The organism is Sphaerimonospora sp. CA-214678 (genome assembly GCF_050942215.1).
Taxonomy (GTDB): domain Bacteria; phylum Actinomycetota; class Actinomycetes; order Streptosporangiales; family Streptosporangiaceae; genus Sphaerimonospora.
Genome location: NZ_CP192056.1, coordinates 5,318,015 through 5,342,573 on the forward strand (window position 1 = coordinate 5,318,015; position 24,559 = coordinate 5,342,573).

The 24,559-nt window shown below is 70.8% G+C and carries 23 protein-coding genes; 10 read left to right on the forward strand and 13 right to left on the reverse strand.

All coding sequences use genetic code 11. The annotated features are described in order from the left end of the window. Positions 1-54 precede the first annotated feature (54 nt). Entirely contained in the window at positions 55-1,020 is a 966-nt protein-coding gene (locus tag ACQP1K_RS23705; RefSeq protein ID WP_433497893.1) for a Ku protein, read from the reverse strand. Positions 1,021-1,179: 159 nt separating this feature from the next. On the opposite strand from ACQP1K_RS23705, the gene ligD reads away from it, so the two are divergent. The 4 genes from ligD (at position 1,180) to ACQP1K_RS23725 (ending at position 3,533) form a co-directional block, all read left to right on the forward strand. Next, a complete protein-coding gene (gene ligD, locus ACQP1K_RS23710) occupies positions 1,180-2,061 on the forward strand; it encodes a non-homologous end-joining DNA ligase (protein WP_433497894.1) in 882 nt (293 codons plus the stop codon). 121 nt (positions 2,062-2,182) lie between these two features. Then, on the forward strand, positions 2,183-2,383 hold the full coding sequence (locus ACQP1K_RS23715) for a hypothetical protein (RefSeq protein WP_433497895.1): 201 nt from the start codon (positions 2,183-2,185) through the stop codon (positions 2,381-2,383). Positions 2,384-2,457: 74 nt separating this feature from the next. After that, positions 2,458-3,078, forward strand: coding sequence for a TetR/AcrR family transcriptional regulator (locus ACQP1K_RS23720; RefSeq protein WP_433497896.1), 621 nt, complete (start codon positions 2,458-2,460; stop codon positions 3,076-3,078). 224 nt (positions 3,079-3,302) lie between these two features. Next, a complete protein-coding gene (locus ACQP1K_RS23725; protein WP_433497897.1) occupies positions 3,303-3,533 on the forward strand; it encodes a DUF3107 domain-containing protein in 231 nt (76 codons plus the stop codon). A gap of 531 nt (positions 3,534-4,064) precedes the next feature. Here the strand turns inward: ACQP1K_RS23725 and ACQP1K_RS23730 are convergent. Continuing rightward, the gene (locus ACQP1K_RS23730; RefSeq protein WP_433497898.1) at positions 4,065-4,733 is read right to left on the reverse strand and encodes a ferritin-like fold-containing protein; all 669 of its coding nucleotides are present in this window, start codon (positions 4,731-4,733) and stop codon (positions 4,065-4,067) included. A gap of 441 nt (positions 4,734-5,174) precedes the next feature. Here ACQP1K_RS23730 and ACQP1K_RS23735 point away from each other — a divergent pair, with 441 nt between their 5' ends. Beyond that, complete coding sequence (locus tag ACQP1K_RS23735) at positions 5,175-6,947, forward strand: DEAD/DEAH box helicase (protein WP_433497899.1); 1,773 nt, start codon at positions 5,175-5,177, stop codon at positions 6,945-6,947. Positions 6,948-7,166: 219 nt separating this feature from the next. Beyond that, positions 7,167-8,051, forward strand: a complete 885-nt coding sequence (locus ACQP1K_RS23740) for an alpha/beta fold hydrolase (RefSeq protein ID WP_433497900.1) — start codon at positions 7,167-7,169, stop codon at positions 8,049-8,051. A 16-nt stretch (positions 8,052-8,067) separates the two neighbouring features. On the opposite strand, the gene ACQP1K_RS23745 is transcribed toward ACQP1K_RS23740, so the two are convergent. Genes ACQP1K_RS23745 through ACQP1K_RS23755 form a run of 3 tightly spaced genes read right to left on the reverse strand, consistent with a single transcriptional unit; the run spans position 8,068 to position 10,395 of the window. Next, positions 8,068-8,970 (reverse strand): RecB family exonuclease, encoded by a 903-nt coding sequence (locus ACQP1K_RS23745; protein ID WP_433497901.1) that lies wholly within the window; start codon positions 8,968-8,970, stop codon positions 8,068-8,070. A gap of 38 nt (positions 8,971-9,008) precedes the next feature. Further along, positions 9,009-9,722, reverse strand: coding sequence for an MBL fold metallo-hydrolase (locus ACQP1K_RS23750; RefSeq protein ID WP_433497902.1), 714 nt, complete (start codon positions 9,720-9,722; stop codon positions 9,009-9,011). A gap of 28 nt (positions 9,723-9,750) precedes the next feature. Next, positions 9,751-10,395 (reverse strand): DUF6758 family protein, encoded by a 645-nt coding sequence (locus ACQP1K_RS23755; RefSeq protein ID WP_433497903.1) that lies wholly within the window; start codon positions 10,393-10,395, stop codon positions 9,751-9,753. Positions 10,396-10,468: 73 nt separating this feature from the next. Between ACQP1K_RS23755 and ACQP1K_RS23760 the strand changes: the two genes are divergently transcribed. Further along, positions 10,469-10,924: an NUDIX hydrolase gene (locus tag ACQP1K_RS23760; RefSeq protein ID WP_433497904.1), complete on the forward strand. Its 456-nt coding sequence runs from the start codon at positions 10,469-10,471 to the stop codon at positions 10,922-10,924. Here ACQP1K_RS23760 and ACQP1K_RS23765 read toward each other — a convergent pair. The 3 genes from ACQP1K_RS23765 to ACQP1K_RS23775 all read right to left on the reverse strand — a co-directional run bounded on the left by ACQP1K_RS23765 (position 10,884) and on the right by ACQP1K_RS23775 (position 16,319). Continuing rightward, positions 10,884-14,240 (reverse strand): hypothetical protein, encoded by a 3,357-nt coding sequence (locus ACQP1K_RS23765; protein WP_433497905.1) that lies wholly within the window; start codon positions 14,238-14,240, stop codon positions 10,884-10,886. The genes ACQP1K_RS23760 and ACQP1K_RS23765 overlap by 41 nt on opposite strands. Positions 14,241-14,375: 135 nt before the next feature. Then, positions 14,376-15,317: a lysostaphin resistance A-like protein gene (locus ACQP1K_RS23770; RefSeq protein WP_433497906.1), complete on the reverse strand. Its 942-nt coding sequence runs from the start codon at positions 15,315-15,317 to the stop codon at positions 14,376-14,378. A 57-nt stretch (positions 15,318-15,374) separates the two neighbouring features. Beyond that, complete coding sequence (locus ACQP1K_RS23775) at positions 15,375-16,319, reverse strand: HpcH/HpaI aldolase/citrate lyase family protein (RefSeq protein ID WP_433497907.1); 945 nt, start codon at positions 16,317-16,319, stop codon at positions 15,375-15,377. A 291-nt stretch (positions 16,320-16,610) separates the two neighbouring features. On the opposite strand from ACQP1K_RS23775, the gene ACQP1K_RS23780 reads away from it, so the two are divergent. Then, positions 16,611-17,210 carry a biotin transporter BioY gene (locus ACQP1K_RS23780; RefSeq protein WP_433497908.1) on the forward strand — a complete coding sequence of 200 codons (600 nt, stop codon included), beginning with the start codon at positions 16,611-16,613 and terminating at the stop codon, positions 17,208-17,210. Positions 17,211-17,510: 300 nt separating this feature from the next. Next, positions 17,511-17,879, forward strand: coding sequence for a hypothetical protein (locus ACQP1K_RS23785; protein WP_433497909.1), 369 nt, complete (start codon positions 17,511-17,513; stop codon positions 17,877-17,879). Positions 17,880-18,038: 159 nt separating this feature from the next. Here ACQP1K_RS23785 and ACQP1K_RS23790 read toward each other — a convergent pair whose 3' ends face one another. The 3 genes from ACQP1K_RS23790 to ACQP1K_RS23800 all read right to left on the reverse strand — a co-directional run bounded on the left by ACQP1K_RS23790 (position 18,039) and on the right by ACQP1K_RS23800 (position 20,947). Next, positions 18,039-19,181 (reverse strand): Mrp/NBP35 family ATP-binding protein, encoded by a 1,143-nt coding sequence (locus tag ACQP1K_RS23790; RefSeq protein ID WP_433497910.1) that lies wholly within the window; start codon positions 19,179-19,181, stop codon positions 18,039-18,041. Positions 19,182-19,251: 70 nt separating this feature from the next. Continuing rightward, the gene (locus ACQP1K_RS23795; protein WP_433497911.1) at positions 19,252-19,746 is read right to left on the reverse strand and encodes a DUF1003 domain-containing protein; all 495 of its coding nucleotides are present in this window, start codon (positions 19,744-19,746) and stop codon (positions 19,252-19,254) included. Further along, entirely contained in the window at positions 19,739-20,947 is a 1,209-nt protein-coding gene (locus ACQP1K_RS23800) for a magnesium transporter MgtE N-terminal domain-containing protein (RefSeq protein WP_433497912.1), read from the reverse strand. Before ACQP1K_RS23800 ends, ACQP1K_RS23795 begins: the two co-directional genes overlap by 8 nt. 317 nt (positions 20,948-21,264) lie before the next feature. Between ACQP1K_RS23800 and ACQP1K_RS23805 the strand changes: the two genes are divergently transcribed. Beyond that, positions 21,265-22,206, forward strand: a complete 942-nt coding sequence (locus tag ACQP1K_RS23805; RefSeq protein ID WP_433497913.1) for an EamA family transporter — start codon at positions 21,265-21,267, stop codon at positions 22,204-22,206. Between the two features lie 208 nt (positions 22,207-22,414). Here the strand turns inward: ACQP1K_RS23805 and ACQP1K_RS23810 are convergent, their stop codons facing one another. Beyond that, positions 22,415-22,765: a sec-independent translocase gene (locus ACQP1K_RS23810; protein ID WP_433497914.1), complete on the reverse strand. Its 351-nt coding sequence runs from the start codon at positions 22,763-22,765 to the stop codon at positions 22,415-22,417. Positions 22,766-22,901: 136 nt separating this feature from the next. Further along, positions 22,902-24,482 (reverse strand): S1C family serine protease, encoded by a 1,581-nt coding sequence (locus ACQP1K_RS23815; RefSeq protein ID WP_433497915.1) that lies wholly within the window; start codon positions 24,480-24,482, stop codon positions 22,902-22,904. Positions 24,483-24,559 lie beyond the last annotated feature (77 nt).

Genomic DNA, 24,559 nt, shown 5'->3' on the forward strand with positions numbered 1-24,559 from the left:
CTGCGAGAAACTACAAGATCACGGGGGGAGGGGGTGGCGCGTGCGTGCGGCTCCTCAGGCCGTGCGGCGGGTCCTCCGCTTCGCCGGCGTCTTCTTCTCCTCGTCCTCCGCCCGCACGGCGGCGGCCGCCTTCTCTGCGACCTCCTCCGTGGTCTTCCCCGAGGTCTTCCCTGAGGTCTTCCCGCGGGTCTTCGCCGCGGCCTTCCCGCCCGGCGCCTTGCGCTTTCCGGCCGCCGCCGTACCCTCACGTTCCTTCTTGGCGGCCTCGACGCTCGCCCGCAGCGCGGCCATGAGGTCCACCGCCGGGCGCCCCTCGGCCGGCGCCTCCGGAGCGACGATCTCCCTGCCCGCCACCTTCGCCTCGATGACCTCCTGCAGCGCCTCGCGGTAGGCGTCCCGATGCTCGGCGGGGTCGAAGTCGGCCACCATCGTCTCGATCAGGGACTCGGCCATTTTCAGCTCCTGGGGGCGGACCTCCACGTCCTCCTCGAGAAACCCGAACTCCGCCGTGCGCACCTCATCCGGCCAGAGCATCGTCTCCAGCACGAAGACACCGTCGCGTACGCGCAGGGTCGCCAGCGACTCGCGCTGCCGCAGCGCGACCTTCACCACCGCGACCTGCCCCGAGCGTTCCAGCGCGTCACGCAGCAGGACGTACGGCTTGGTCCCCTGAGCCTCTGGCTCCAGGTAGTACGACTTGGCGAAGTAGATCGGGTCGATCTGCTCGGCCGGGGTGAACTGCAGCACGTCGATCCGGCGGGACGTGGTCAGCGGCAAATCGGCGAAGTCGTCCTCGGTCAGCACGACGATCTCGCCCGTGGCGAGCTCGTACCCCTTGGCGATCTCCGAGTACGGAACCTCTGCACCGTCGAGGGAGCAGACCCGCTTGTACTTGATGCGTCCACCGTCCGCCTGGTGCACCTGGTGGAACGTGACGTCCTTCTGCTCGGTCGCCGAATACAGCTTCACGGGGATGGTGACCAGCCCGAACGAGATGGCGCCCTTCCAGATGCTGCGCATAGCCACAGTCTCGTCTCTGAGTTCGAATATCGCCAGACGTGATTGAACAGACTCACCTCATGGGCAGGTACCCGCAATGGGGGGCGCCGTACCCGGGGCGGGAGCACGCCTATGGCCTACGCCACAGGGGCGGCGGACCGGCGGAGGTGCTGTGCGGGGATGACGCGGAAGGTGCTGGTGCGGGTCGAGGACCGCGAGTTGGTGCTGACCAATCTGGACAAGGTCCTCTATCCCGGCACGGGCTTCACCAAGGCCGAGGTCGTCGACTATTACACCAAGATCGCCGATGTCATGATCCCGCACATCGGACACCGTCCTTTGACGGTCAAGCGCTTCCCCGACGGCGTCGACGGCCAGTCCTTCTTCGAGAAGAACGCGCCCGCGCACACGCCGGACTGGATCCCCACCGTGACCCTGCCGGCGCCGGGCAGCACCAAGAACCGGGAAAAGATCGAGTTCGCCGTCGTCTGCGATCTGCCGACGCTGGTCTACTACGCCAACCTGGCCGCGCTGGAAGTACACGTCCCGATGTGGCGGGTGTCGCCGGACGGCGATCCGCTGCCGCCCGACACGCTCGTCTTCGACCTCGACCCCGGCGCGCCGGCCACCATAGTGGAGTGCTGCCGGGTCGCCATGCTGCTCAAAGAGGCGCTGGCCTCCGACGGCCTGGACTGCTTCCCCAAGACCAGCGGGAAGAAGGGCATGCAGCTCTATGCGCCGTGGGACCGCGGGTTCGGCACCTCCGACTACGCGAAGGCGCTGGCCCGGAAGTTGGAGTCCCATGATCCGGGGATCACCAGCGTGATGGCCAGGAAGGCCAGACCGGGCAAGGTCTTCATCGACTGGAGCCAGAACAACCCGGCGAAGACCACCGTCGCGCCCTACTCCCTGCGCGCCGACCGCCTCCCCACCGTCTCCACCCCGCTGATGTGGAAGGAGGTCGAGGAATGCGAAAACCCGGAGGATCTCGTGTTCACCGCCTCCGACGTACTCGGCCGGGTGGCGGAACACGGCGACCTGTTCGCGGACGCGCACGCTTAGGACGCGCCTGCGTGGGCAACCGGGCCGTAGTGTGGACCTGACGTGCCGAGAGCGTCTCAGAACGGCCCCTTTCACAACAGGCCCTTTCGCAGCGGATCTTTCATAACGGGAGGATGGCCAGATGTCTGAAGTAGACCCCGATGAGGTGGTCGGGGAGATCTCGATCGAGGCTCCGGAGGCGGACGCGGTCGACCAGCGCCGACTCGTGAAGGTGCCGGAGCACACCGGCTGGCCCAAGCGGGTCCCGCTCGAAGCCGACCCCGCCGATGTGGCCGAGCAGGAGCGTACGGTTGACCTCGGCGAGGACGAGGATTATCGCTGAGCCGTTTTACCGGCGCGTAGGATGTGGCCCCGGGGCGGCGAGCCCCCGATGCTCATCCTCATTAGGAGACTGCCGTGACCGCTACCCCGGACGCCAAGCCCCGGGGCACCCGGCTGCCCCGGATGGCCCGCCGTCGCCAGTTGCTGAGCGCGGCACAGGAAGTGTTCGTGGAGAACGGCTATCACGCGGCCGCCATGGACGAGATCGCCGAGCGGGCCGGGGTCAGCAAGCCGGTGCTCTACCAGCACTTCCCGGGCAAGCTGGAACTCTATCTGGCCCTGCTGGACGTCCATGTCGACGACATGGTGACCCGCTGCCGTCAGGCGCTCGCCTCCACGACGGACAACAAGCAGCGGGTGCAGGCGGCGATCGGCGCGTTCTTCGACTTCGTGTCGAGCCAGGGCGAGGCGTTCCGGCTGGTCTTCGAATCCGACCTGCGCAACGTCGCACCGGTGCGGCAGCGGATGGAACGCTCGCTGCGGGAGAGCGCCGAGGCGATCAGCCAGGTCATCCAGGAGGACACGGACTGCTCCAGCGACGAGGCACACCTGCTGGGCGTCGGTCTCGTCGGCATGGCCGAGGTCAGCGCGCGCTACTGGCTGAGCAGCCAGGGTTCGATCCCCAAGGAGGCGGCCACGCAGCTCATGGCGCGGCTCGCCTGGCGCGGCATCAGCGGCTTCCCGCGCACCGGCTGACCCGGCCTCCCCAGACCCGGAGCGGCCTTCCCGAACCGAACCCGACCGAACCGACCGAACCGAGCGAACCGGGCGAACCCGACCACCCGATCCGGACCGGCCCGCCAGAACGGTCGCCCGGACCGGCCGCAAAGGTTTCTGTTCGCTTGACGCGATCTCAGAACGCGCCACCGCCCCCGGCGACGACTATGGGGAGGAACCGGCCCGCGCGAAAGGGGAGCCCCATGGAAATCAAGATCGGCGTTCAGTCGGTGCATCGTGAGCTCGTGGTGGAGACCGACCTGTCGGCCGAGCAGATCGAGGAGGAGCTCCGCAGGGCACTCGCCTCCGACAAAGGCGTCTTCTCGCTCACCGACACCAAGGGCCGCCGCGTCGTCGTCCCCGTGACCTCACTCGGGTTCGTCGAGATCGGCGAGGACGAGCAGCGCACGGTGGGATTCGGCGGCACGCTCTGACAGCTCCGCGCCGTCATCCGATCACGGATCCGGGGAGTGGAGCGTGGGAGGGCACGAGGACCGCAGGCGAAGGGCCCGGCGAGACGGGCTCCGCCGGCGCCTCGGCTCCTCCCGGCACGACTCCCCGGGACGGCCGTCTCTCAGCGGTGTCGGTAGCGGCAGCCGCGCGGGCGGCGGACCTGGATCCCCAGATGGGGGTCGTCCCGGCCACGACTGATGGTCGGACACCCCGCGCTTCCTCTCCGCAGCACGGCGCGCGAAGTCCAGCGATTCGGCCCACATCTTGTCAAGGAACTGCCGTAGCGGCGCGAGGCCCTCATGTCTCGCACGGTACAACCGTTCGGCGCCGTTATGCCGCTCGATGAGGAGATGGATCGCCCCGGAAACGGAAAAACCCGAAATTTAGGACGCGGATCCAGGGGCCGGGCCGGGCTCGGAGACCGGGGCTCACCGACCGGGACGCAGGTACCGGGCAACGGGGTCGATCTTCGTGATCTTCGCGGCCGTCCGCGCGGGGGCGAGACCCGGTGGTCAGGGACCCGGGGTCAGGCCGATCGCCGCCATCCGCTTGCCGTGCTCCTCGGTCAGCCGCGCGAACAGCCGGCCGATCTCCGCCAGGTCCTCGCCCTCCTCATCGCCGGCCAGCAGTGTGGCGAGTTCGGGCCGAGCGGCCGCGAGCCGCTGTCCCTGGCTGAGCGCCTCCCCCACCATCCGGCGCGCCCACAACGCAAGCCGCCCGCTCAACCGGCGATCCGCGTCGATCGCGGCGCGCACCCGCTCCACCGCGAACTCCGAGCGGTCCTTGTCCGCCAGCACCTCGTCGACCAGCCCCCTGATCGCGGGTTCGGCCCGCCGCGCCGTCTCCCGGTAGAAGTCCCAGGCGACGCCGGTGCCCACGTACACCTTGACCAGAGCCTCGTGCCAGTCCTTCGGCTTCGTCTGGGCGTGCCAGCCGTCGATGGCCTCGACGAAAGGGGCCATCGCCTCCTCCGGATCCGCCCCGAGCGACGTCAGCCTGTCGCGCAGCCTCCGGAAATGGCCGTACTCCATGGCCGCCAGGTCGCCGAGCGCCGCCCTGTCGGTGAGGCTGGGCGCCAGTAGCGCGGCATCCTCCGCCATGCGCAGGAACGCGGTGAGCTCGGCGTACGCCAGCATGCCCAGGAGGTCGACGACACCGGGAGCGGGAGCGGAATCAGTCATAGGTGTCAGGGTACGGCCGGGCCGCGCCGGCCCGGGGAACCGGACAGCCCGGCGGCTACGCCGTACGGAGGGAACTTCTGTCGAGAAGACCCGGAAATCGGTTCGGGGTTGTGGTATCGAGTAGACTGGTCTCTTGAAGGTGCGACCGCATTGTGTCCGTCCCTGGGCACGTGTCGACCTGGAGCACGTGTCGATCTGAGGCCCGTGTTCCAGAGTCCCCAGAAATCGGATGTCGCGGTCGCTTATGACGACGAGGGCGCGACTGTCCGCGAGGGCCCGGACCGGGATCGATCTGCCGGTCGGATGTCCCGGAGGGCCGCCCTTCGCAACTGATTTAGGCAGGCGACCCTGACAACGACGTTCCGAGACCTGGGAGTCATCCCGGAGATCGCCGATGCGCTCGAAACCGAGGGCATAACTTCACCATTCCCGATTCAGGAGATGGCGCTCCCGCTGGCCCTCGCGGGCCAGGACGTCATCGGACAGGCGCGGACCGGCACCGGCAAGACCTATGCCTTCGGCGTCCCCATGCTCCAGTTGGTCGGCAAGCCCAGGAAGAACCGCAAGAAGCCGCGCGGTCTGGTCCTCGTGCCGACCCGGGAGCTCGCCCTCCAGGTGACCGAGGACCTCGTCCTCGCCTCGGGCAAGCTCGGCTCGCGGATCCTCACCGTGTACGGCGGGCGCGCGTACGAGCCGCAGATCGAGGCGCTCAAGAGCGGTGTCGACGTCATCGTCGGCACGCCCGGGCGGCTGCTCGACCTGGTCAAGCAGAAGCACCTCGATCTCGGTCAGGTGACCATGCTCGTCCTGGACGAGGCCGACCGCATGCTCGACCTCGGTTTCCTCCCCGACATCGAGCGCATCATCAAGCTCGTCCCCGAGAAGCGGCAGACGATGCTGTTCTCGGCCACCATGCCCGGTGAGATCGTCGCGCTGTCGCGCCGCTATCTCACCCGTCCCACCAACGTGCGGGCGGGGAACCTCACGGCGGAGGCCGAGCCCACCACGCTGACGACGCAGTTCGTCTACCGCACCCACCGCATGGACAAGATCGAGATCGTTGCCCGGCTGCTCCAGAGCACCGGCAACGGGCTGACGATGGTGTTCTGCGAGACGAAGCGTGCCTGCGACATGGTCTCCGAGCAGTTGCACGGCAAAGGTTTCGCGGTGGCGGCCGTTCACGGCGATCTCGGGCAGGGACAGCGTGAGCAGGCGCTGCGCGCGTTCCGCAACGGCAAGATCAACGTGCTGGTCGCGACCGATGTGGCCGCGCGCGGCATCGACATCGACGACGTCACCCACGTGGTCAACTACGACTGTCCCCAGGACGAGAAGACCTACGTCCATCGCATCGGCCGTACCGGCAGGGCCGGACGCACCGGCGTGGCCGTCACCTTCGTCGAGTGGACCGAGCTGACCCGCTGGAAGGTCATCAACAACGCGCTCGGGCTGGACTTCCCCGAGCCGGTCGAGACCTACTCCAGCTCGCCCCACCTCTACACCGATCTCGACATCCCCGAGGGGACCAGGGGCGTCCTGCCCCGGGCCAGCCGCTCCCGGGCCGGGCTCGAAGCGGAGGATCTCGAGGATCTCGGCGAGACCGGTCGTACGCGCTCGCGGGACAGGACGGACCGGCGTGGCCGGGCGGAGCGGGAGGAGCGCCGTGAGCGTCCCGCCCGCACTCGTGAGCGCCGCCGCACCCGCGGCGGACGCCATCAGGAGGCGGACGCGACGGCGGAGCGGCAGACCACGCTCACGCCGGAGGCGCCCGATCTCGACGAGGCGACGGTGGAGACCGCCGCCGACCGGCGCGGCCGCAGGGGCGCCAACGCGGCCGCGCTCAGCGACGCGCTGGCCGAGGCGTGTCCCGCCGTGCCCGAGGCGGACGCTCCCGCCGCCGTCGGCGGCATGACCGGCGACGCCCGCCCCTCCGACCACGCGGCGCGTGACAACGCCGCATATGACCATGACGCACATGACGGTGACGCGCGGGACGGCATCGGGGCGGACGAGGGCACGACCGGCGAACCGCCGGCGGCGCTCCGGCCCGAGCCGGAGCGGATCATCCCGCCCAGCCCGTTCGTCGTGGTGTTCAAGTCCCCCGACCTGGCGACCGACGACGACGATCTCGCCCCCTCCGCGGCGACCGAGCGAATCAACCAGCAGCAACAGCGGCGGCGTTCGAACCGACCCCAGGCCCGCCGCACCAGGTGACGGACATCACGAGGGGCCGGCCGCCGAGGTGACCGGCCCACCGGCTGACAGGGAATGGACGGGTGCCGGATCGTAACCTCCGAAAAGGTTTCGCCGGTGCCCGTACGGCCTTCTCTCGGTATCGTGATGCCACGTGAGTGCACGAGTCCGCAGCAGACGGTCCAGGAGACGGGTCGCCGGCCCGTCGGCCGAAGGGCTCCCTGACGGGAAGGAGGTCTCGTGAGCACGCCACGATTCCTGGCTCTCCCCCCGGGCGTCAGCACACGGCAGATCGAGACTCCGGGCGGCTCGTTCGCCGCCCTGGAGGCCTGTCCCGTCAGCGGTGTCGCCGAACGCTGGCCCGCCTTACTCGTACCGGGATTCACCGGGAGCAAAGAAGACTTCATCTCGGTCCTGCAGACGCTCGCCCAGGCGGGGCGCAAGGTCATCGCGATCGACATGCGCGGGCAGTACGAGACCCAGGGCCTCGACGATCCGCGGGCGTACACCTGTGCGGCCCTGGGAGCCGACATCGGCGCGATAGCCGCCGCCGTGGGCCAGGGAGACCCGGTCCACCTGCTCGGCCACTCGTTCGGCGGCCTGGTCGCCCGGGAGGCCGTGCTGGCCGGTCTGGTACGGCCGGCCTCGCTCACGTTGATGAGCTCGGGCCCGGCGGCCATCATCGGCCCGCGGGAGCAGGCCGGCCGGGTGATGCTGGCCGAACTGCCCGAGTACGGCATCGACTACATCTGGACCAACCGGCTCGAACCCGAGGCGCTCCAGGCCGGGGTCTCCGACGAGATCGTGTCCTTCCTGCGTAAGCGGCTGCTGGCCAATCACCCACTCGGCCTCCGGGTGATGGCCGAGGAGGTGCTGAACGCGCCCGACCGCGTGACCGAGCTGGCCGGGCACGACCTCGACACCCTGGTCCTGTACGGCGAACACGACGACGGCTGGCCGCCGCTGCTGCAGGCGGAGATGGCGCACCGGCTCGACGCCGAGTGCGTGGTGGTCCCGGGTGCGGTCCACTCTCCCGCCGTGGAGGCCCCCGAGACGACGGCCGCTGCGCTCACCCGCTTCTGGAACACCGCGGAGAGCCGTCTGCTCCAACCGCAGTACATATGAGGGGCTGCGGACCGGGTCAGTCGTCGCCGATGCCGTCCCAGGGAAGACGCTCCGGCGCCGCGGCCTGTCCCTCGGCGCAGTGCCGGCGGAAGTCGCACCAGGAGCACAGCGGTCCGGGTCTCGGCGGAAACAGCTCGTCGATCTCGGGTGGCGGCGTCTTCGCCGCGGCGGCGCCACGATCCGCCGTCCGGCGGCCGCCCCTGCCCTGTCCGCCCGCCCAGCCGCGGTAGGCGTCGTCGGCGGCGGCCGCCTCCTGGGCGATCTCCTCGGCCCGGCGCAGGTGGCGTCCCAGCGACTCGTCGGTGTGCTCCCACTCGATGACGGCACCCGTCGGAACGTGATGGAGCTCCACCCGGCGGCAGGTCCGGTGCATCATGCGCGTCGCGGCGATGGCGTAGATGGCCAGCGCGATCGAGGACCTGGCGTCCTCCGTGGTCAGCGGACGCCTGCCGGTCTTGTAGTCCACCACGACCAGTTCGTCGCCCCGCCGGTCGAGCCGGTCCACGCGCCCGGAGACCGCGATGACGGCCGTCCTCGTGGCCACGACGCGCTCGACGCCGATGGGCTCGTCGGAGGGGTCGAGCGTCGAAACGTACCCGGACACCATGTCACGCGCCCGGTCCCGCCATAACGCCGACTGCCCGGCGTCCCGGAAGCCCTCGCCGATCCAGCCGTTCGTGAGGAGGATGGCCGCCATGAGCGGGGTGCGCCGTTCGTACGGCTCCCGCCACCAGGCGGCCAGCGCGTTGTGGACCGAGGCCCCCAGGCTGTTGTGCGCCCAGGCCGGCCCCTTGGGCGGCGCCGGCCGGTCGAGATAGGTGAAGCGATAACGCCGCGCGCAGTCCAGCCACGAGTTCAGCCGCGACGGCGTACAGGTGTAGAGCCGCCTTGGCATGCCGTCGAGGCCGAGCTGCTCCATGACCGATCCGCCCGATCCCGTCCCGCGCGCCGCGTCCGCTAGTCGTCGAGGCTCAGCTTGATGCCGGCCGCGCTCTTGCCGTCCAGCAGCGGCGTCGTCTCGGGCTCGGTCTCGTCCGCCCCGGTGAGCGATCCCGACAGCCACTGGTCGAACTGGGGCTCTAGGTCACCGATCAGACATTCCTCGCCGTGCGCCGGCAGCACACGCGTCTCGTGCGACAGCGTGAACAGCCGTTCGCCGATCGCGGTGAGCTGGTCGGCGAGCGCGGGGTATTCCCCGCCGAGCTTGCCCGGACCATCGGCGAGCAGCGTCTTCCCGGTGAAGACCGCGCCCAGCTCCTCGCAGTAGAGCGACACGCCGCCGGCGGTCACTCCGGGCGTCGTCAGCACCTCCAGCTCGACACCGGCGACCGCGAACAGGCCCTCGTCCTCCATCTCGATGTCGGGCCAGGTCTCCTCCCACGTCTGCCGCCACAGACGCTTGTCCTTGGTGTGCACCGCGATGACCGCCTCGTCCCTGGCGGCCGTCTCGATGGCGCCGCCGACGTGGTCGGGCAGCCCGTGGGTGCAGATGACCGCGAGAACCTCCCGGTCGCCCACCTTCTCAAGGATCTTCTCCGCGTCCCGCGCGGGGTCGATGACGATGACCTCGGCGTCATCACCGACGATCCAGGTGTTGTTCTCGACCTTGTGCTCGACGCCCTCGATCTCCACCGGGCCCGAGGTCACGACTCGTTCGATGCGCGCTGTCACGGCTCAGAACCTTACTACCGTTCCGGCCTCAGAGGGTGTCGCCGTCGAGACGAGGTGAGAAGGCGCCGAACGGCAGATCGAGCGCCTGATCGTGATCGCGCAGGTCCCGGAGCGTCAGGTTGGCCAGCGCGAGGAAGCAACCGACCTCGGCGGGCCAGACGATCGCCCACAACCAGTTGCCGAGCGCCTCCCCGACGTAGACGGCCCGGTCCTCCGGCACTCTGCCCGCGCACCACAGGGCCGCCGGGTGACCACGTACATCGATCTTCGCGTGCGGCGGACCGTTGTCGAAGCCGGCGCCAGGATCGGGGCCCGGCAGCCCGGCGAAGGCGGCGCCGAGTCCCACCCCGGGTTCCTCGGCGATGAGCAGCATGTCCGCCGGACCGGGAGTGAGCGACGGGCCGGTCAGCGCGACCACACTCGCCCGCACCCCGCTGCGCTCGTCCCCCGCCTCGGCGAACCCGGTGACCAGCCAGCCGGCGGGCAGCGGCCAGGGAATCCAGACGGGGACCCGGGCGGCCTGCCGGATGGCCTCGGCGGCGGCCTCGGACGGGCGCCGGGGAGGCTGCAACGGCAACACGTCCCCATGCGCGGCGCAGCGCCAGGCGCTGGACCAGACGCTCGGTTCGTGCAGCGGCCCGAAGCACCGCGGGCAGACAGGCGCGGTTCTCACAAATATTCACGGTGCTCGGGAAACACGCCCAGCGTCAAGGCTTTTCCCGTTATCTAGTCGTAATCTTGGACATGTGCGGTTCATCAGATGCGTTGGGGCGATCGTCCTGGACGACAGTGGCCGGCTGCTGCTGATCCGCCGCGGCCATCCGCCGGCCCAGGGCAGCTGGTCGCTGCCCGGCGGGCGGGTCGAGCCGGGCGAGACCGACGCGGAGGCGGTACGCCGCGAGCTTCGCGAGGAGACCGGCCTCGACGTCGTCGTGGGCAGGTTGGCCGGCTCCGTCGAGCGCCCCGGGCCGGGAGGCGTCACCTACGAGATCCACGACTACGTGGCGACGGCCGATCGGCCGGGCCCGCTCTCTCCCGGTGACGACGCGGCGGACGCGCGCTGGTGCGGGCCCGACGATCTCGTACGGCTCCCGCTGACGCGCGGCCTCCTCGACGCCCTGTCCGCATGGGGCGTGCTGCCGGGTGACGCGGACCGGGGGCTCACCGAGCCTCCTCGGTCACCCGGCTGCGCCAGACCGTGAGGTGATCGCCGGTTCTGGCGGGGGATCTGCCGATGGCCACCACCGCTTCGCCCGACACGGCGACCGTGCCGAGCCACTGAGCGCCCGGCCCGCCGAGCAGCCGGGCGCCCGGCCCGCCCGAACCGTCAGAGGCGAGCGTCCTGCGGGTCCACCCGAGACCGTCCGCGGAGATCCATGCGGCGCTGTCGCCCTCGGCCGCCGGGCCGTACGATCCGACCGCCACCAGCCCGCGGCGGGTCGCGGTGACGTCGAACACGGTCGCCCCCGCCTCGGCGGGCAGGCTGCCGTACTCCCATTCCATGCCGCCGCCGTCCGCCTCGCCGGTCGCTGCCGCCGAGGCCGACGCCGAGTCGGCACGCGCGGAGAACGGCCGGACGCCCTCGCCGGTGGCGGCGACGCCGATCACCACGACGTCCCCGGACTCGGTGGTCACGACGTGACGCAGGCCGGCCGACCGGGCGCCCTGCGGGAGCACCCTGCCGCGTGAGGCCCAGTTGAGGCCGTCTGGGGAGACCCACACGACGCCCGCCTCCCGGTCGGCAGTGCCCGCCCCGCCCACGGCGACGAAGCCGTACGGCGTGGCGGTGACGTCGGCGACGCGCACCCCTGCGCCTCCGGCCGGCATCCGCGCGGGCGGCACACGGGTGAACCTCTTCAGGTCGGGGCTGAACCACAGGGCGGGCACCACCCCGGCCGAGCCGTGATCCTCGCCCGCGAGGACGTATCCCTTCCGGCCCGCAGCCACGACACGCGGCGCGAGCAGGAAATGACCGCGATCGACCTCGAGCGCGGGGCCGGAACGCCACGTCGTGCCGTCGGCCGAGGTCACCAGCAGCGGCCGGGTCACCGCCGGGTCCGTCATGGCGCCGCCGACCGCCAGCCAGCCGTACGGGCCGTGTGTCACCCCGCTCAGGGCCTGCCGTCCCGGGCCGCCGAGCAGGTCGGCTGAGCCGGCCTCCGTCCAGCTCGCCCCGTCGTCACCGCTCGTCCAGATCGCCGCGTCGCCGTTCGCCGACCCCACCGCCACGAACACGCCGCCCGCCGCCGCGATGTCCACCGGATCCCTGACCGTCCGGTCGAGCCCGGCGATCTCCCCGAGTGGTACGGGCCTGGCCGCCCCGCCCTTCCCAGCCGTGATCAGTACGGGCAGGTTCTCGGCGTCGCCGGGGCCGCGCTTGTCCCCGCTCGCCACCAGGAGGCCGCCGTCGGTGATGGTCAGCCCGCGCAGCGTGCCGGGGATCTCCCCCAGGTTCGCGCCCCTGGTCCAGCGGTGTCCGTCCTCGCTGGTGTAGACGGCGTACCTCTCCCAGGCGTACTCGACGACGGCGGCCACCCCGGCGGCGGACGAGGTGAGACCCCGCACACCGGTTCCGTCCGGGCCCAGCCGCCCGATCTTCCCGCACCGGCTCCACCGGACGCCGTCGCGCGAGCAGTGCGCGCGTACGTCCCCGGACGCCGGCTTCTGCCGGATCGGGACCAGCAGGAAGCCCTTCTTCGTCGTGGTGAGCGTCCCGGGCTCCGGGCGGACGCCGGGGAGGGCTCCGGTCGTACGACGCCAGCTGCGGCCTCCGTCGTCCGAGCGGAGGACGACCGGGCCCTGGCCGGCCTTCGAGGCCGGTTCGGCCAGCGCCACCACACTGTCTCCCCTGGCGGCCACCGCCCGGATCCCCCGTGCCGTGCGGCCCGAGCCGATCCGGTCGGCGTCCACCCGCGTCCAGCTCGTGCCGTCGGGCGACACCCAGGCCACCGGACCGGCCGTGCCGTCGCTCAGCACGGTCGCCCCGACGGCGACGAAGCCGGTCGCGGTCCGCGCCACATCGGTGATCCTGTCCTGACTCCAGAACTCGGTCAGCCGGTCGGCGCCCACGGCCGTCCAGGATCTGCCGTCGGAGGAGACCCACATCCCGCGTGCGGCCGCCGGGTTCGCCCAGCCGCCCCGACCTGCCGCGCCGCTGGACGGCTCGGCGGGCCCGCCCGCCCGGCCGGGAACGTCCGTGCCCACGGCCAGCCACCGGCCCGCGCCCCCGGCCAGCCGGCCGACCGCCCCGGCGGCAGGCTCGTATCCGGCCGAGCCCCCCTCGAAGCCCGTGATCCCGCCCAGCTCCCAGTGTCCGCCGCCGTCGGCGGAGACGAGGAACAGCGGCTTTGGGACCGGGCCCGTGGTGTCGCTGCCCGCCGCCACGATCGTCGAGCCGGTCGAGGCGATGGCGTTGAGCACCTGACTGGAGCCGCTGCCCGACAGGCCGGGCGCCGTGAAGGCGGCATCGGCGGAGCGACCCTCACCCGCCGCCAGCGTGAGCCCGGCACCGTCGGAACCGCCGACGCGGTTGACCACCACCACGCCGAGTGCGGCGGCCACCAGCAGGACCGCCGCCACCACGAGGGGACGCCGCCTCGGCCCCGGCCGACCGCCGGGACCCCACGCCGTACGGCCTCGGCGATCCGGCGGCTCGATCAGCCCGTCGCCGGACCCTCCGGCGTCGTCGAAATCCTCGCCCGCGCCCTCCCACGGCGTCGTCTCAGGCTCTTCGGCACTCCCCCACGGTGACGCCGGCGGAGTCCGCCACGGCGTGCCACCCTCGCCCGGCGGCCGCTCCTGTGCAGGGTGCCCGTCCTGCTCCGGCGGCCTGTCCTGCTCCGGCGGTCCGCCCTGCTCCGGCGGCCCGTCCTGCGATGCCCGCGGCCTCCGGCCGGAGGCCACCAACTTGTCCGGCCGCGTCACGAGGCGCCGCCTCTTCCCGGGCGCCCCGGTCCCGGTCCCGGCCTCGCCTCCGGTTCGGCCTTCGGTTTCGCCTTCGGACACCGAGTCCGGCGGCCGGCCATGTCTCGGCTCCGGCTGCGCCTGGCCGGACTGGGACATGCCGTACGGCGCGGCGTACGGGCTGCGTCCCGTCCTGTGCCCGGACGGGCGGGCGGGACTCGGCCGCGGCGCCCACGCGTCCGGTTCGAGGTCATCGGGCCATCCGCCGCCCTGTGCCCCACCGGCTTCCGGCCCACCGTCCTCCGGTGTCCCCTGAACGCCCTCGGGCTCGCGGCCGCCCACCGGCCCCCAGATCCCCTTGAGCTCGCGTATCCCCTCGAACTCTTCGGTCTTGGCGAGAGGCCACCGCGACGGCTCCGCGGTCGCCGACGGCTCCGGCCCCTCAGGTAATGGAGCGGCGAACGGCGGTGACGCCCAGGGGGACGGTGCCGGCGGCTCGTGATGCAGCGTCGGCGGCGTCGGGAGACGCTCGTCGGCCGCCGCCGGAGGTGACGTCCTGTGATCGCCGCCCTCGGCGTGCGGACGGTCAGGCTCGTGGGGGCCGCCCGGGGTCACGTTCAGTACCTCCTGGGGGATGTGCCGGGCCGTTTCACCGGCGGTGGGGCGAGGCGAGCGTGATCACTGTGATACCCGGACACCAGTCCAGAGCACCATGGGAACGCCGCCTCGGCCAGACCTCCACGGTCAGATTTATCTAGAGAGGGCCTGAATTGCCCTCTTTCGGGCGATTACTACGATCGCGGCGCCGTACACCGCGAACTGCACGACGGTGCCGACGACCGACTGCCAGGGCAGCTCACCCTGTTGGAGCGCGTTGTTCAGGTCTCCCGACGCGGCGACGACGCCGAACGCCGCGACGTTGTTCGTCGCGTGCAGCGCGATCGGGGCCTCCAGCCCGCCGGTGAGGATCGCCAGCCACCCCATCAGCACCCCGAACCCGAAGACGTACGCGATCCCCCAGTCGGTGTACCCGTGCAGGGCGGCGAAGGCCCCCGCGCCCAGCAGAATGCCGGGCCAGGGATTGCGCAGATACGCGCCGAACGCCTGGATGACCCACCCGCGGAACATGTACTCCTCCGCGGCGGACTGGAAGGGCACGAGCACCAGGATGACGGCCATCGCGGGCAGGAACGCCTCCCAGCCGGCCCAGCTGTACGCCGGGTCCACCCCGGTGAGCAGCAGTGTCGCCATCTCAGCGAGTTGCCCGAGCACGACGGCCGCGACCGCGATGAGCAGGCAGCGGGCCAGCCAGCCCCAGCGAAGCCGGCCGGCGACCGACGAGAGCGTCCCCGCCGGGCGACGCTGGATCGCCCACGCCGCGCCGTACACCACCGGAATGGCCAGCGCGATCACGGTGAGATGGAAGCCGAGGTCGAGGAGCGGATCGACGAACATCCGGTCCCCGCTCATCACGAGGGGAAGGCGCGCCAGAGTCGCGACCGTCCACGCCGCCATGACGATCCCGAACGAGATGACCAGGAAACCGCCCACCGCGGCCAGCGTGCCGAGAATCGGCCGCCACCAGCGGTGCAGCGGTGTGCGGGCCAGTTGGTCGTACCGCACCGCCGCCGGGGGCGGCATGATCCATGGCATGCGGGCGGGCGGCGGCCACTGGTAGGGCGGCGAGTGCATCCACCGTTCATACCCCACCCGGCGGGTCACTCACGACCGGCGGCGGGGTGACGACGCCTACGCGGACGGGGGCGGGATGAAGGCGGTGGTGCGCACGAGGCCGGCGGCCCGGCCCTTGGCGGCCACGACCAGGGCCATCTTGCGCGACGCCTCGTCGATCATCTCGTCGCCGAGCATGGCGGCGCCCCGCTTCTCGACCGTCGTGTGGTACTCGTACGCCTCGAGGATCATCTCCGCGTGGTCGTAATCCCGCTGTGCGGGCGAGAAGACCTCATTGACCACGTCCACCTGGCCGGGGTGCAGCACCCACTTGCCGTCGAAGCCCAGCGCCGCCGATCGGCCGGCCACCGCGCGCAGGCCGTCGAGGTCGCGGATCTGCAGGAACGGCCCGTCGATCGCCTGCAGGTCGTGTGCCCTGGCCGCCATCAGGATCCGCATGAGGACGTAGTGGTAGGCGTCGCCCTCGCCGTACCCCGGCGGCTGCTCGCCGACGACCAGCGTCCGCATGCCGATCGAGGCCATGAAGTCCGCCGGGCCGAACACCAGCGCCTCCAGGCGCGGCGAGGCAGCGGCGATGGCGTCCACGTTGACGAGCCCCGCCGCGTTCTCGATCTGGGCCTCGATCCCGATGCCGCCCTCGGGCAGTCCGGTCGCCCGCTCGATCTGGCTCAGCAGCGTGTCCAGCCAGACCACGTGCGAGGCGTCGGAGACCTTGGGCAGCAGCACGCAGTCGAGCCGGTCGCCGGCGCCCTCCACGATCTCGATGACGTCGCGGTAGGTCCACCGGGTGGTCAGGTCGTTCACGCGGACGGCGACGATCCTGCCGGTCCAGCCGCCCTCGCGCAGCGCGGCGACGACGTTCTTACGCGCCGCCTCCTTCGCATCGGGCGCGACCGCGTCCTCCAGATCGAGGAAGATCTCGTCGGTCGCCAGCCCGCGGGATTTCTCGATGAAGCGGGGATTGCTGCCCGGCACCGCCAGGCAGGAACGTCGAGCACGCATGGGCTCCACGCTAGCGACGCCCTTCCGGCGCTCACCCCGGGGGGTCGAGCTCTGACACGCGCTTGGTAGAACTACTACAACCGTTTCCGTCCGGGTATCCGATATGGCCTGGCCTCCACTATCCGATCCCCACAAATCACATCAGATGTTCTTGGTCCTCAGCTCGTACGGCTCACGCCACGGCCCGGCCAAGAATGGTCAACGGTAGAAGACACCTCCGGAGCAAGCCGGGCCGGGAAGAGCACCGGCCGGGCCGCGGAGGCGACCACGCAGTCGTGTTAGGAGTCATCGATGGCCAACGCCACCGCCACCGTTGGGGTCCGCCCCGCCGTGCTGTCCGACCTCATCCCCGCCGTTCCCGGCAGCACCGCCGCGCGCGTGCGGGACGCCGTACTCATCATGGCCGGTGCCGGCCTGACCGGCCTGGCCGCACAGATCAGCGTGCCGCTCCCCGGTGGGCTCGTCCCCGTCACCGGTCAGACGTTCGCCGTCGTCCTGGTCGGCGCCGCCCTCGGTATGAACCGCGCGTTCCTCAGCATGCTCCTCTACATGGCGGTCGGGGCCGCCGGAGTCCCCTGGTTCGCCGGGGGCGCGAGCGGACTGGGCGGTGCGACGTTCGGCTATGTGCTCGGCTTCATCGCGGCGGCTTCGCTCGTCGGGTGGCTCGCGCAGCGCGGCGGCGACCGTACGGTGGCCCGCACGGTCGGCACGATGGTCCTGGGCAACCTGGTCATCTACGCCTTCGGTCTGCCGGTGCTCATCGCGGTGACCGGCCTCGATCTCGGGACCGCGCTGGTGGAGGGCGCCGGCAAGTTCGTCCTGGGCGACCTCCTCAAGATCGCCTTGGCGGCCGGTCTGCTCCCCGCGGCCTGGAAGCTCGCCAACCGCTGATCCCCAAAAAGCGAGTTTGCCGTGATCTTGCGAATTCTCGCAGGCATCCCCTCTGACCTGCCCATTCCCTTGTCGTGATCTTGCAGAAATATATCGATCAGCGATTTGACCTGTGCGAACTTCCTTCGTGATCTTGCAATTGCAAGATCACGAAGGAAGTTCGCACAGGTCAGCGGCATCAGCTGCGAGCTTTTGCAAGATCACGAAAGTTGTTCATGCAGGTCAGAGATGCTTATTGCGAGTATTCGCAAGATCACGGGTGGGGGTGCTTGAGATGAGGTGGCGTGAGAGGCTGAGGGCATGAGCCTGGCGCTGATCGAAGAGGGCGCGAAGAAGTCGAGCGTGCTGTGGATCGCACTCCCGTCCGGGCCACGGCTGGCCTGGCACGTATGGCACGAAGGGGCGATCTACGTGGTGACCGGCGGCGGGGAGCAGCCCCTTCCCGGGTTGACCGAGTCGCCGGAGGTCGAGATCACTCTCCGGAGCAAGGACAACGGCGCCGAACTCGTCCGTTTCCCCGCCTCCGTCGAGGTCGTCGACCAGGAGGCGGCCGGGGAGACCGTGGCGGCACTGGCCAGGGAACGGCTCAACGCCCACGACGCCGCCGGACTGATCGACCGCTGGGCCGCGCGGTCCGTCGTCGTACGGCTCACCCCCCGCCCCGCATAGCCTCACTCATGCCACGCTCAGTTCGAGCGGATCAGTACGACCAGGTCGGGAGCCATAGAGGGGAACTTCCCGTCAGCGGCGAGCAGCGCGTCGGCACTCACCCCTGGCCGCCGTCACGCTGTGCCGTACGGTCACGGCGGCCGTTCCAGGGTGAGTGGATCAGTGCTTGATCGGGGAGAGGTCGAGCTTGCGGCCCTTGAGGCTGCCGCCAGGCTTCTTGCCGAGTGCGGCCGCGATGCGGCGCAGCTCGGCCGCAGCCGGAGCGTCGGGGTCGGTCAGGACGAGCGGCTTGCCCTCGTCGCCGCCCTCGCGCAGCCGCAGGTCGATCGGCACCTGGCCGAGCAGCGGCACGCGGGCGCCGAGCGTCCGGGTCAGCGCGTCGGCCACGGTCTGGCCGCCGCCCTCGCCGAAGACCGCGATCCGCTCGTCACAGTGCGGGCAGGGCAGCCACGACATGTTCTCGATGACGCCGGCGATCTGCTGGTGGGTCTGGGCGGCGATCGAGCCGGCCCGCTCCGCGACCTCGGCGGCGGCCTGCTGCGGAGTCGTCACGACGAGGATCTCCGCCGTCGGCATCCGCTGGGCCACCGAGATCGCGATGTCCCCGGTGCCGGGCGGCAGGTCCAGCAGCAGCACGTCCAGGTCGCCCCAGAAGACGTCGGTGAGGAACTGGTAGAGCGCCCGGTCGAGCATCGGGCCGCGCCAGACCACCGGCGTGTTGCCCTCGGGCTTGAACATCCCGACCGAGATCACCTTGATGTCATGCGCGATCGGCGGCATGATCATGTCTTCGACCTTGGTCGGCCGGTCGCCGACGCCGAGCATGCGCGGCACCGAATGTCCGTAGATGTCGGCGTCCACGATGCCGACCTTGAGGCCGGAGGAGGCCATGGCCGCGGCGAGGTTGACGGTGACGGACGACTTGCCGACACCGCCCTTTCCGCTGGCCACCGCGAAGACCCGGGTCAGCGAGCTCGCCTTGGTGAAGGGGTTCTCCTTCTCCGGGCCGCGGTCGCCGCGGAGTTTGGTCTGCAGTTCCTTGCGCTGCTCGGGGCTCATGACGTCCAGGTCCACGTGCACCCGGGTCACGCCCTCCACCGCGGAGACGGCCGAGGTGACGTCGCGGGTGATCGTGTCCTTCAGGGGACAGCCGGCGATCGTGAGGTAAACGCCGACGCGCACCACCCCGTCCGGGGAGATGTCGACGCTCTTGACCATGCCGAGGTCGGTGATCGGTCGGCGGATCTCAGGATCGATGACGGTTGCGAGCGCAGCCCTGACCAGTTCTGGGGATGGTGCCATGAATCCATGCTATGGAGGCGGACCGATTCTTCCTAATGGGGGTTGGCGATCCGCGCCCGATCAGGCGGGATCAGTGCCTGACGGCGCCGTTCCTGAAATCCTCCCTGAGCCCCTCCCGGAGATCCTCGTGGAGATGCTGCAGCTCAGAGCGGATGTAGTCCCTGGTCGCCACCTCGCCGAGCGCCAGGCGCAGGGACGCGATCTCGCGGAGGAGGTATTCGATCTCCGACTGGTTGCGCTCGGCCCGCACCCGGTCCTGCTCGTACTGGACCCGGTCACGGTCGGCCTGCCGGTTCTGCGCCAGCAGGATGAGCGGTGCCGCGTACGACGCCTGGAGCGAGAGCATCAGGGTCAGGAAGATGAACGGGTACGGATCGAACTTGATCGGCAGAAGGGTGTTCCACAGCAGCCAGACCGTGATGAACACCGTCATGTAGACGATGAACCGCGCGGTCCCCAGGAAGCGGGCGATCCGCTCGGAAAGGCGTCCGAACGCCTCGGGGTCGTAGTAGAGCCGGAAGCGGATAGCGGCCAACTCTCGTGGCTGGTCGAGTCGTTCAGTCATGTTTCTCCCGCCAGTCCTGCGGCAGCATGTGGTCCAGCACGTCGTCGACGGTCACCGCGCCGAGCAGCCGCCCGTGCTCGTCCACGACGGGAACCGCGACCAGGTTGTACGTGGCGAGGTAGCAGGCCACCTCGGGGATGGTGAACTCCGGCCTGATCGGGTCCACGCTGATGTCTATCACGCTGCCGAGCAGGGTCGACGGCGGCTCTCTCAGCAGCCGCTGGAAGTGCGCCACCCCGAGGAACCGGCCCGTCGGGGTCTCCCCGGGTGGACGGGTCACGTACACCTGGGCGGCGACGGCGGGGGTCTGCTCCTGCTGCCTGATGTGCGCGAGCGCCTCGGCTACGGTCGCCGTCGGCGGGAGGATCACCGGTTCGGTGGTCATCATGCCGCCCGCCGTGTGTTCGGCGTAGGTCAGCAGCCGCCGTACCGGCGCGGCCTCCTCGGGCACCATCAGCCGCAGCAGCGCCTCCGCCTGATCCTGCGGCAGCTCCTGCAGCAGGTCGGTGGCGTCGTCGGGGCTCATCGCCTCCAGCACGTCGGCGGCCCGCTCCGGGTTCAGCCGGCTCAGCACGATCACCTGGTCTCGATCGGGCAGTTCCTCCAGCACGTCGGCGAGCCGGTCGTCGTTGAGCGCGGAGGCCACCTCGGCCATCCGCTTGTCGGGCAGCTCGTGCAGCATGTTGGCCAGGTCGGCCGGGCGCAGCGCCTCGAACGCGGCGAGGAGGTTGGCCGCGCCCTGGTCCTTCTGAACCACGCCGAAGCCGGTGACCTCGTCCCAGTCCACGATGAGGGTCTCGCCCCTGCGCCGGGTGCCGCGCCGTACCGCGACCTTGGCGATCAGCCAGTCCGAAGGGCGGGGCTGCTCCATCGCGAGGTCCTGCACCGTCACCTGCTCGCCCTTGTACTCCACGGACAGGTCGAGCAGCTCGCCGATGGCGAGCGTCTCGGTCCTGCGCTGCTCGAACCGCCGCATGTTGAGCTTGCCCGTGAAGATCACCGCGCCCGCCTCCATGCTGGTGATCCTGGTGATCGGCAGGAACACCCGGCGGCGTGGCTGGACCTCGACCACGAATCCGTGCACCCGGGGCGGGAGCGGCCCGCGCAGCGAGACCACGACGTCGCGGATCCGGCCGATCTGGTCTCCGGCCGGATCGAAGACGGCGAGTCCCGCCAGCCGGGCTACGAAGATCCGATCCATCTGGTGCCCCTCCCGCTGATCTTCACCCCATCGCGTCGCCCGGGGCACGCCTCGCCGCGCCGTCGTCGTCACCGATCGCTCCGTTATGGCTATCGCTCCGTTATGGCTACGGGCTCCTTCTCCGCCTCGCGCCGCGCCGCCGGGCACCGCGCAGTCCGAGCACCGTGCAGTCCGGGCAGACCTCGTCTGTCGGGGCACTTGCCAGGGTACGCAAGCGTCGTCAGTGATGGGTGCGGCGGTACCGCCGATCCGCCTGGCGAGCGCGGTGAGCGCTATGACAGGATCAAATCCCACAATGGGTCATTACAAAGCAGGTGATGATGAGGGCTGTCAGCCTGTCGATCGCGGTCGTGTCGGCCTTCAGCTTCGGGTTCTCCGGACCGATGGCGAGGTTCCTCGGCGAGGCGGGGCTCAGCCCGCTGGAGGCGGTGTGGGTACGCATGGCGGGGGCCGGGCTGGTCATGCTGCTCGTGCTGGCGATCATCCGGCCGCGCGCACTGCGCATCCCGCGCGACCGCCTGCCGTTCTTCGCGGCCTACGCCGTCATCGCGATCGCGGCGGTGCAGACCCTGTTCTTCTTCGTGATCACCAGGCTGCCCGTCGGGGTGGCGCTGCTCTTCGAGTTCACCTCGCCGGTGCTGGTCGTCGTCTGGGTGCGCTTCGTCCGCCGGGTGCGGTTGGCGCCGGCCGCCTACCTGGGCGCGCTCATCGCGGTCGCCGGCCTCGCCGTCGTGGTCGAGGTCTGGCAGGGGATGCGGCTGGACACGATCGGGGTGCTGGCCGCCCTCGCCTCCGCGGCCTGCTGCGCCGGATATTTCCTGATGAGCGATGGTTTCGGGGATGACGTCGACCCGCTCGGCCTGATCTGCTGGGGCATGATCGGTTCGGCGGTGGTCCTGCTGCCCGTCTCGCGTCCCTGGGGCATCCCCTGGTCGGCGTTCACCCGGACCGCGGTCGTCGGCGACCACGCGCTGCCCGCGATCGGCGCCGCCGCCTGGATGATCCTGGTCGCCACGGTGACGGCCTACATCACCGGCGTCACCGCCGTACGCAGGCTGTCCGCCGCCGTCGGTTCCACGGTCGCCTCCCTCGAGGTCATCGCGGGCGCCCTCATCGCCTGGGTGCTGCTCGGCGAGCGTCTCGGCACCGCACAGATGGCCGGAGGGCTTGTGGTGCTCTGCGGCGCGATGCTCGCCCAGACCGCGACCGTACGGCTATCGCCCGTAACCGGCGAAGTCCCGCTCAGGCAGACCGTCTGAGCACGGTGAGCAATCGTCAGCCGGTGTGGCAGGGAGCGGAGCGGGAGGGAACGAGGACCGCATGCCGGGCCCCGCTGAGCGGGGCCCGGCAGCGGACCGGAGCTTCCTCTCGGCGCAGCGACCGGCACCGATCAGGGGCCGCGACTTCCTCAGCGGTGTCGTTACCCGGCCGGCGCCGATCATCGGGGTCCGCCCGAGGATCAGGCGATCAGGTCGCCTCGTTGTCGTAGGGCGGGATCTCGCCGAAGCCCAGTTCCGGGTCGACGGTCGGCGGCAGCGGGTCGCGGTCGATCGCGGCGGGGGCGTTCCAGTCCTTTTCGAGGTCGTCGAGCAGGTGCTTGCGCACGAAGTTCTTGGGATTCAGATCGGTGGGGTCGAAGTTGGAGAACTCCGGCCCCAGGTTGGTCTGCAGATCGGCCTTGGCGTTGTTGGCCATCTGGCGGAGCTGCCGCAGCGTTCGGCCGGCCTGCGCGGCGGCCTGCGGGAGCTTCTCCGGGCCGAACACGAGCAGGGCGATCACCACGAGCGCCAGCATCTCCGGCCAGCCCAGTCCGAACACGGTGTTCTCCTCCCCGCGGCAACGGCTGGCTCTCAGACTAATCGAGGGGGGAACCCCAGGCACTCGCACCCGGGAGGAACCGCTTGTACCGTACGCAGGCGTGAGCGGCCGAACCCCGCTGCCGATCCCGGCCGGGTCAGGACGGCTGGACCGTCGGAACCGGGGCCGCGCCGATCGTCACCATGGCCGTCCGTTCCTCGCCGTCATGCTGGAACTTGATGCTCACCCTGTCGCCCGGGGCCTTGCTCCGGATGGTGACGATGAGTTCCCGGCTGCCGCCCACCGGCTGGCCGTCGACCTCCAGGATGATGTCCCCCGGTCGCAGGCCGGCCTTGTCGGCCGGTCCTCCGGCCGTGACCGACCCGCTCTGGTTCGCGATGCGGACTCCCTGGCCCTGGTAGCTCTGATCGATGCTGACGCCGATCCGCGAGGTCCGGGCCTTGCCCGTCGTGATCAGCTCCTGGGCGATCCGGCGCACCTGGTTGACCGGGATCGCGAATCCGAGCCCGATGCTGCCCGACTGCTGGCCCAGCAGCGAGCCCGCCCCCACGGTGGCGATCGCCGAGTTGACCCCGATCACCTCGCCGGAGGTGTTGACCAGCGGGCCGCCGGAGTTGCCCGGGTTGATCGCCGCGTCGGTCTGGATCGCGTTGATCAGCGCGTAGTCGGAGCCGGTCGATCCGCCCGCCTCGACCGGCCGGTTGAGCGAGCTGACGATCCCGGTGGTCACCGTGCCGCTGAGGCCCAGCGGTGAGCCGATGGCGATGACCGGGTCGCCGACGACGACGGTGTCGGAGTTCCCGAGCGCCAGCTCCGGGGCGCCGACGGGAGTGTCGGGCTTCACCACGGCGATGTCGGAGTTGGGGTCGCGGCCGACGATCCTGGCGCTGGTGGACCTGTGGTCGTTGAAACGGACGCGGATCTGTCCCGTCCCGGTGGCGACCGCGACCACGTGGTTGTTGGTCACGATGTAGCCGCCCTTGATGACGAAGCCCGACCCGGTGCCCGCCTCTCCGTTGCCCTTGACCTCGAGGGAGACCACACTCGGCAGAACCCTGGCGGCGACTCCCGCGACCGACTCCGGCGGTCGTGAGGTGGCCGCGCCGCGCGGCGACGGCAGGGTGTAAGCGGGATCGATGCCCGACGACGGCCGGGTCAGCAGGAACGTTCCCCAGCTCGCCGCGCCACCCGCCACGAGCGCGATGACCACGGCCAGCAGCGCTAACACCGCCCCGCTCGGGCCGTGCCGCCGTACGGCCGGCTCCGGCTGTTCCACGTCCCCGAACGGGCCGTACGCCCCCTGCTGTCCGTAGGGTCCTGGACCGTACGGACCAGGACCGCTGTACGGCTCCGGCGGGGGCGCCCATTGGGGGCCCAGGCCGTACGCGTTCCGCGGGGGCGGCGGATCACCGACCGGACCGGTGGCCGCACCGCCCGGCGGGACTCCCTGCGGCCCTCCCGGCGTGCTCCCCGGCGCATACCCGGGTGGATCCGCCGCCTGGCCGCCCAGCGGCCCCCAGCCGGGCTCTTCGGGCTCGTAGGGGTCGGCGTAGCCGCCGCGGTCCCAGGCCTCCCCCCGCGTCCAGGAGTCGCCGTACTCGTCCTGCCGCTCCTCCCGCTCGTCCTGTGTGCCCTGCTCGCCGTACTCGGCCGACCGGCGGGGAGGCAGGAACTCGGGCCGGTCCGACGCGTCCGAGGAACGCGTGTGATCGGTCATCGGGACACTCACTCCTCGCGCACGACGTCATCCGGCCGGAGGACACCGTCTAACGGTAAACCACCGGCGGGAATGGG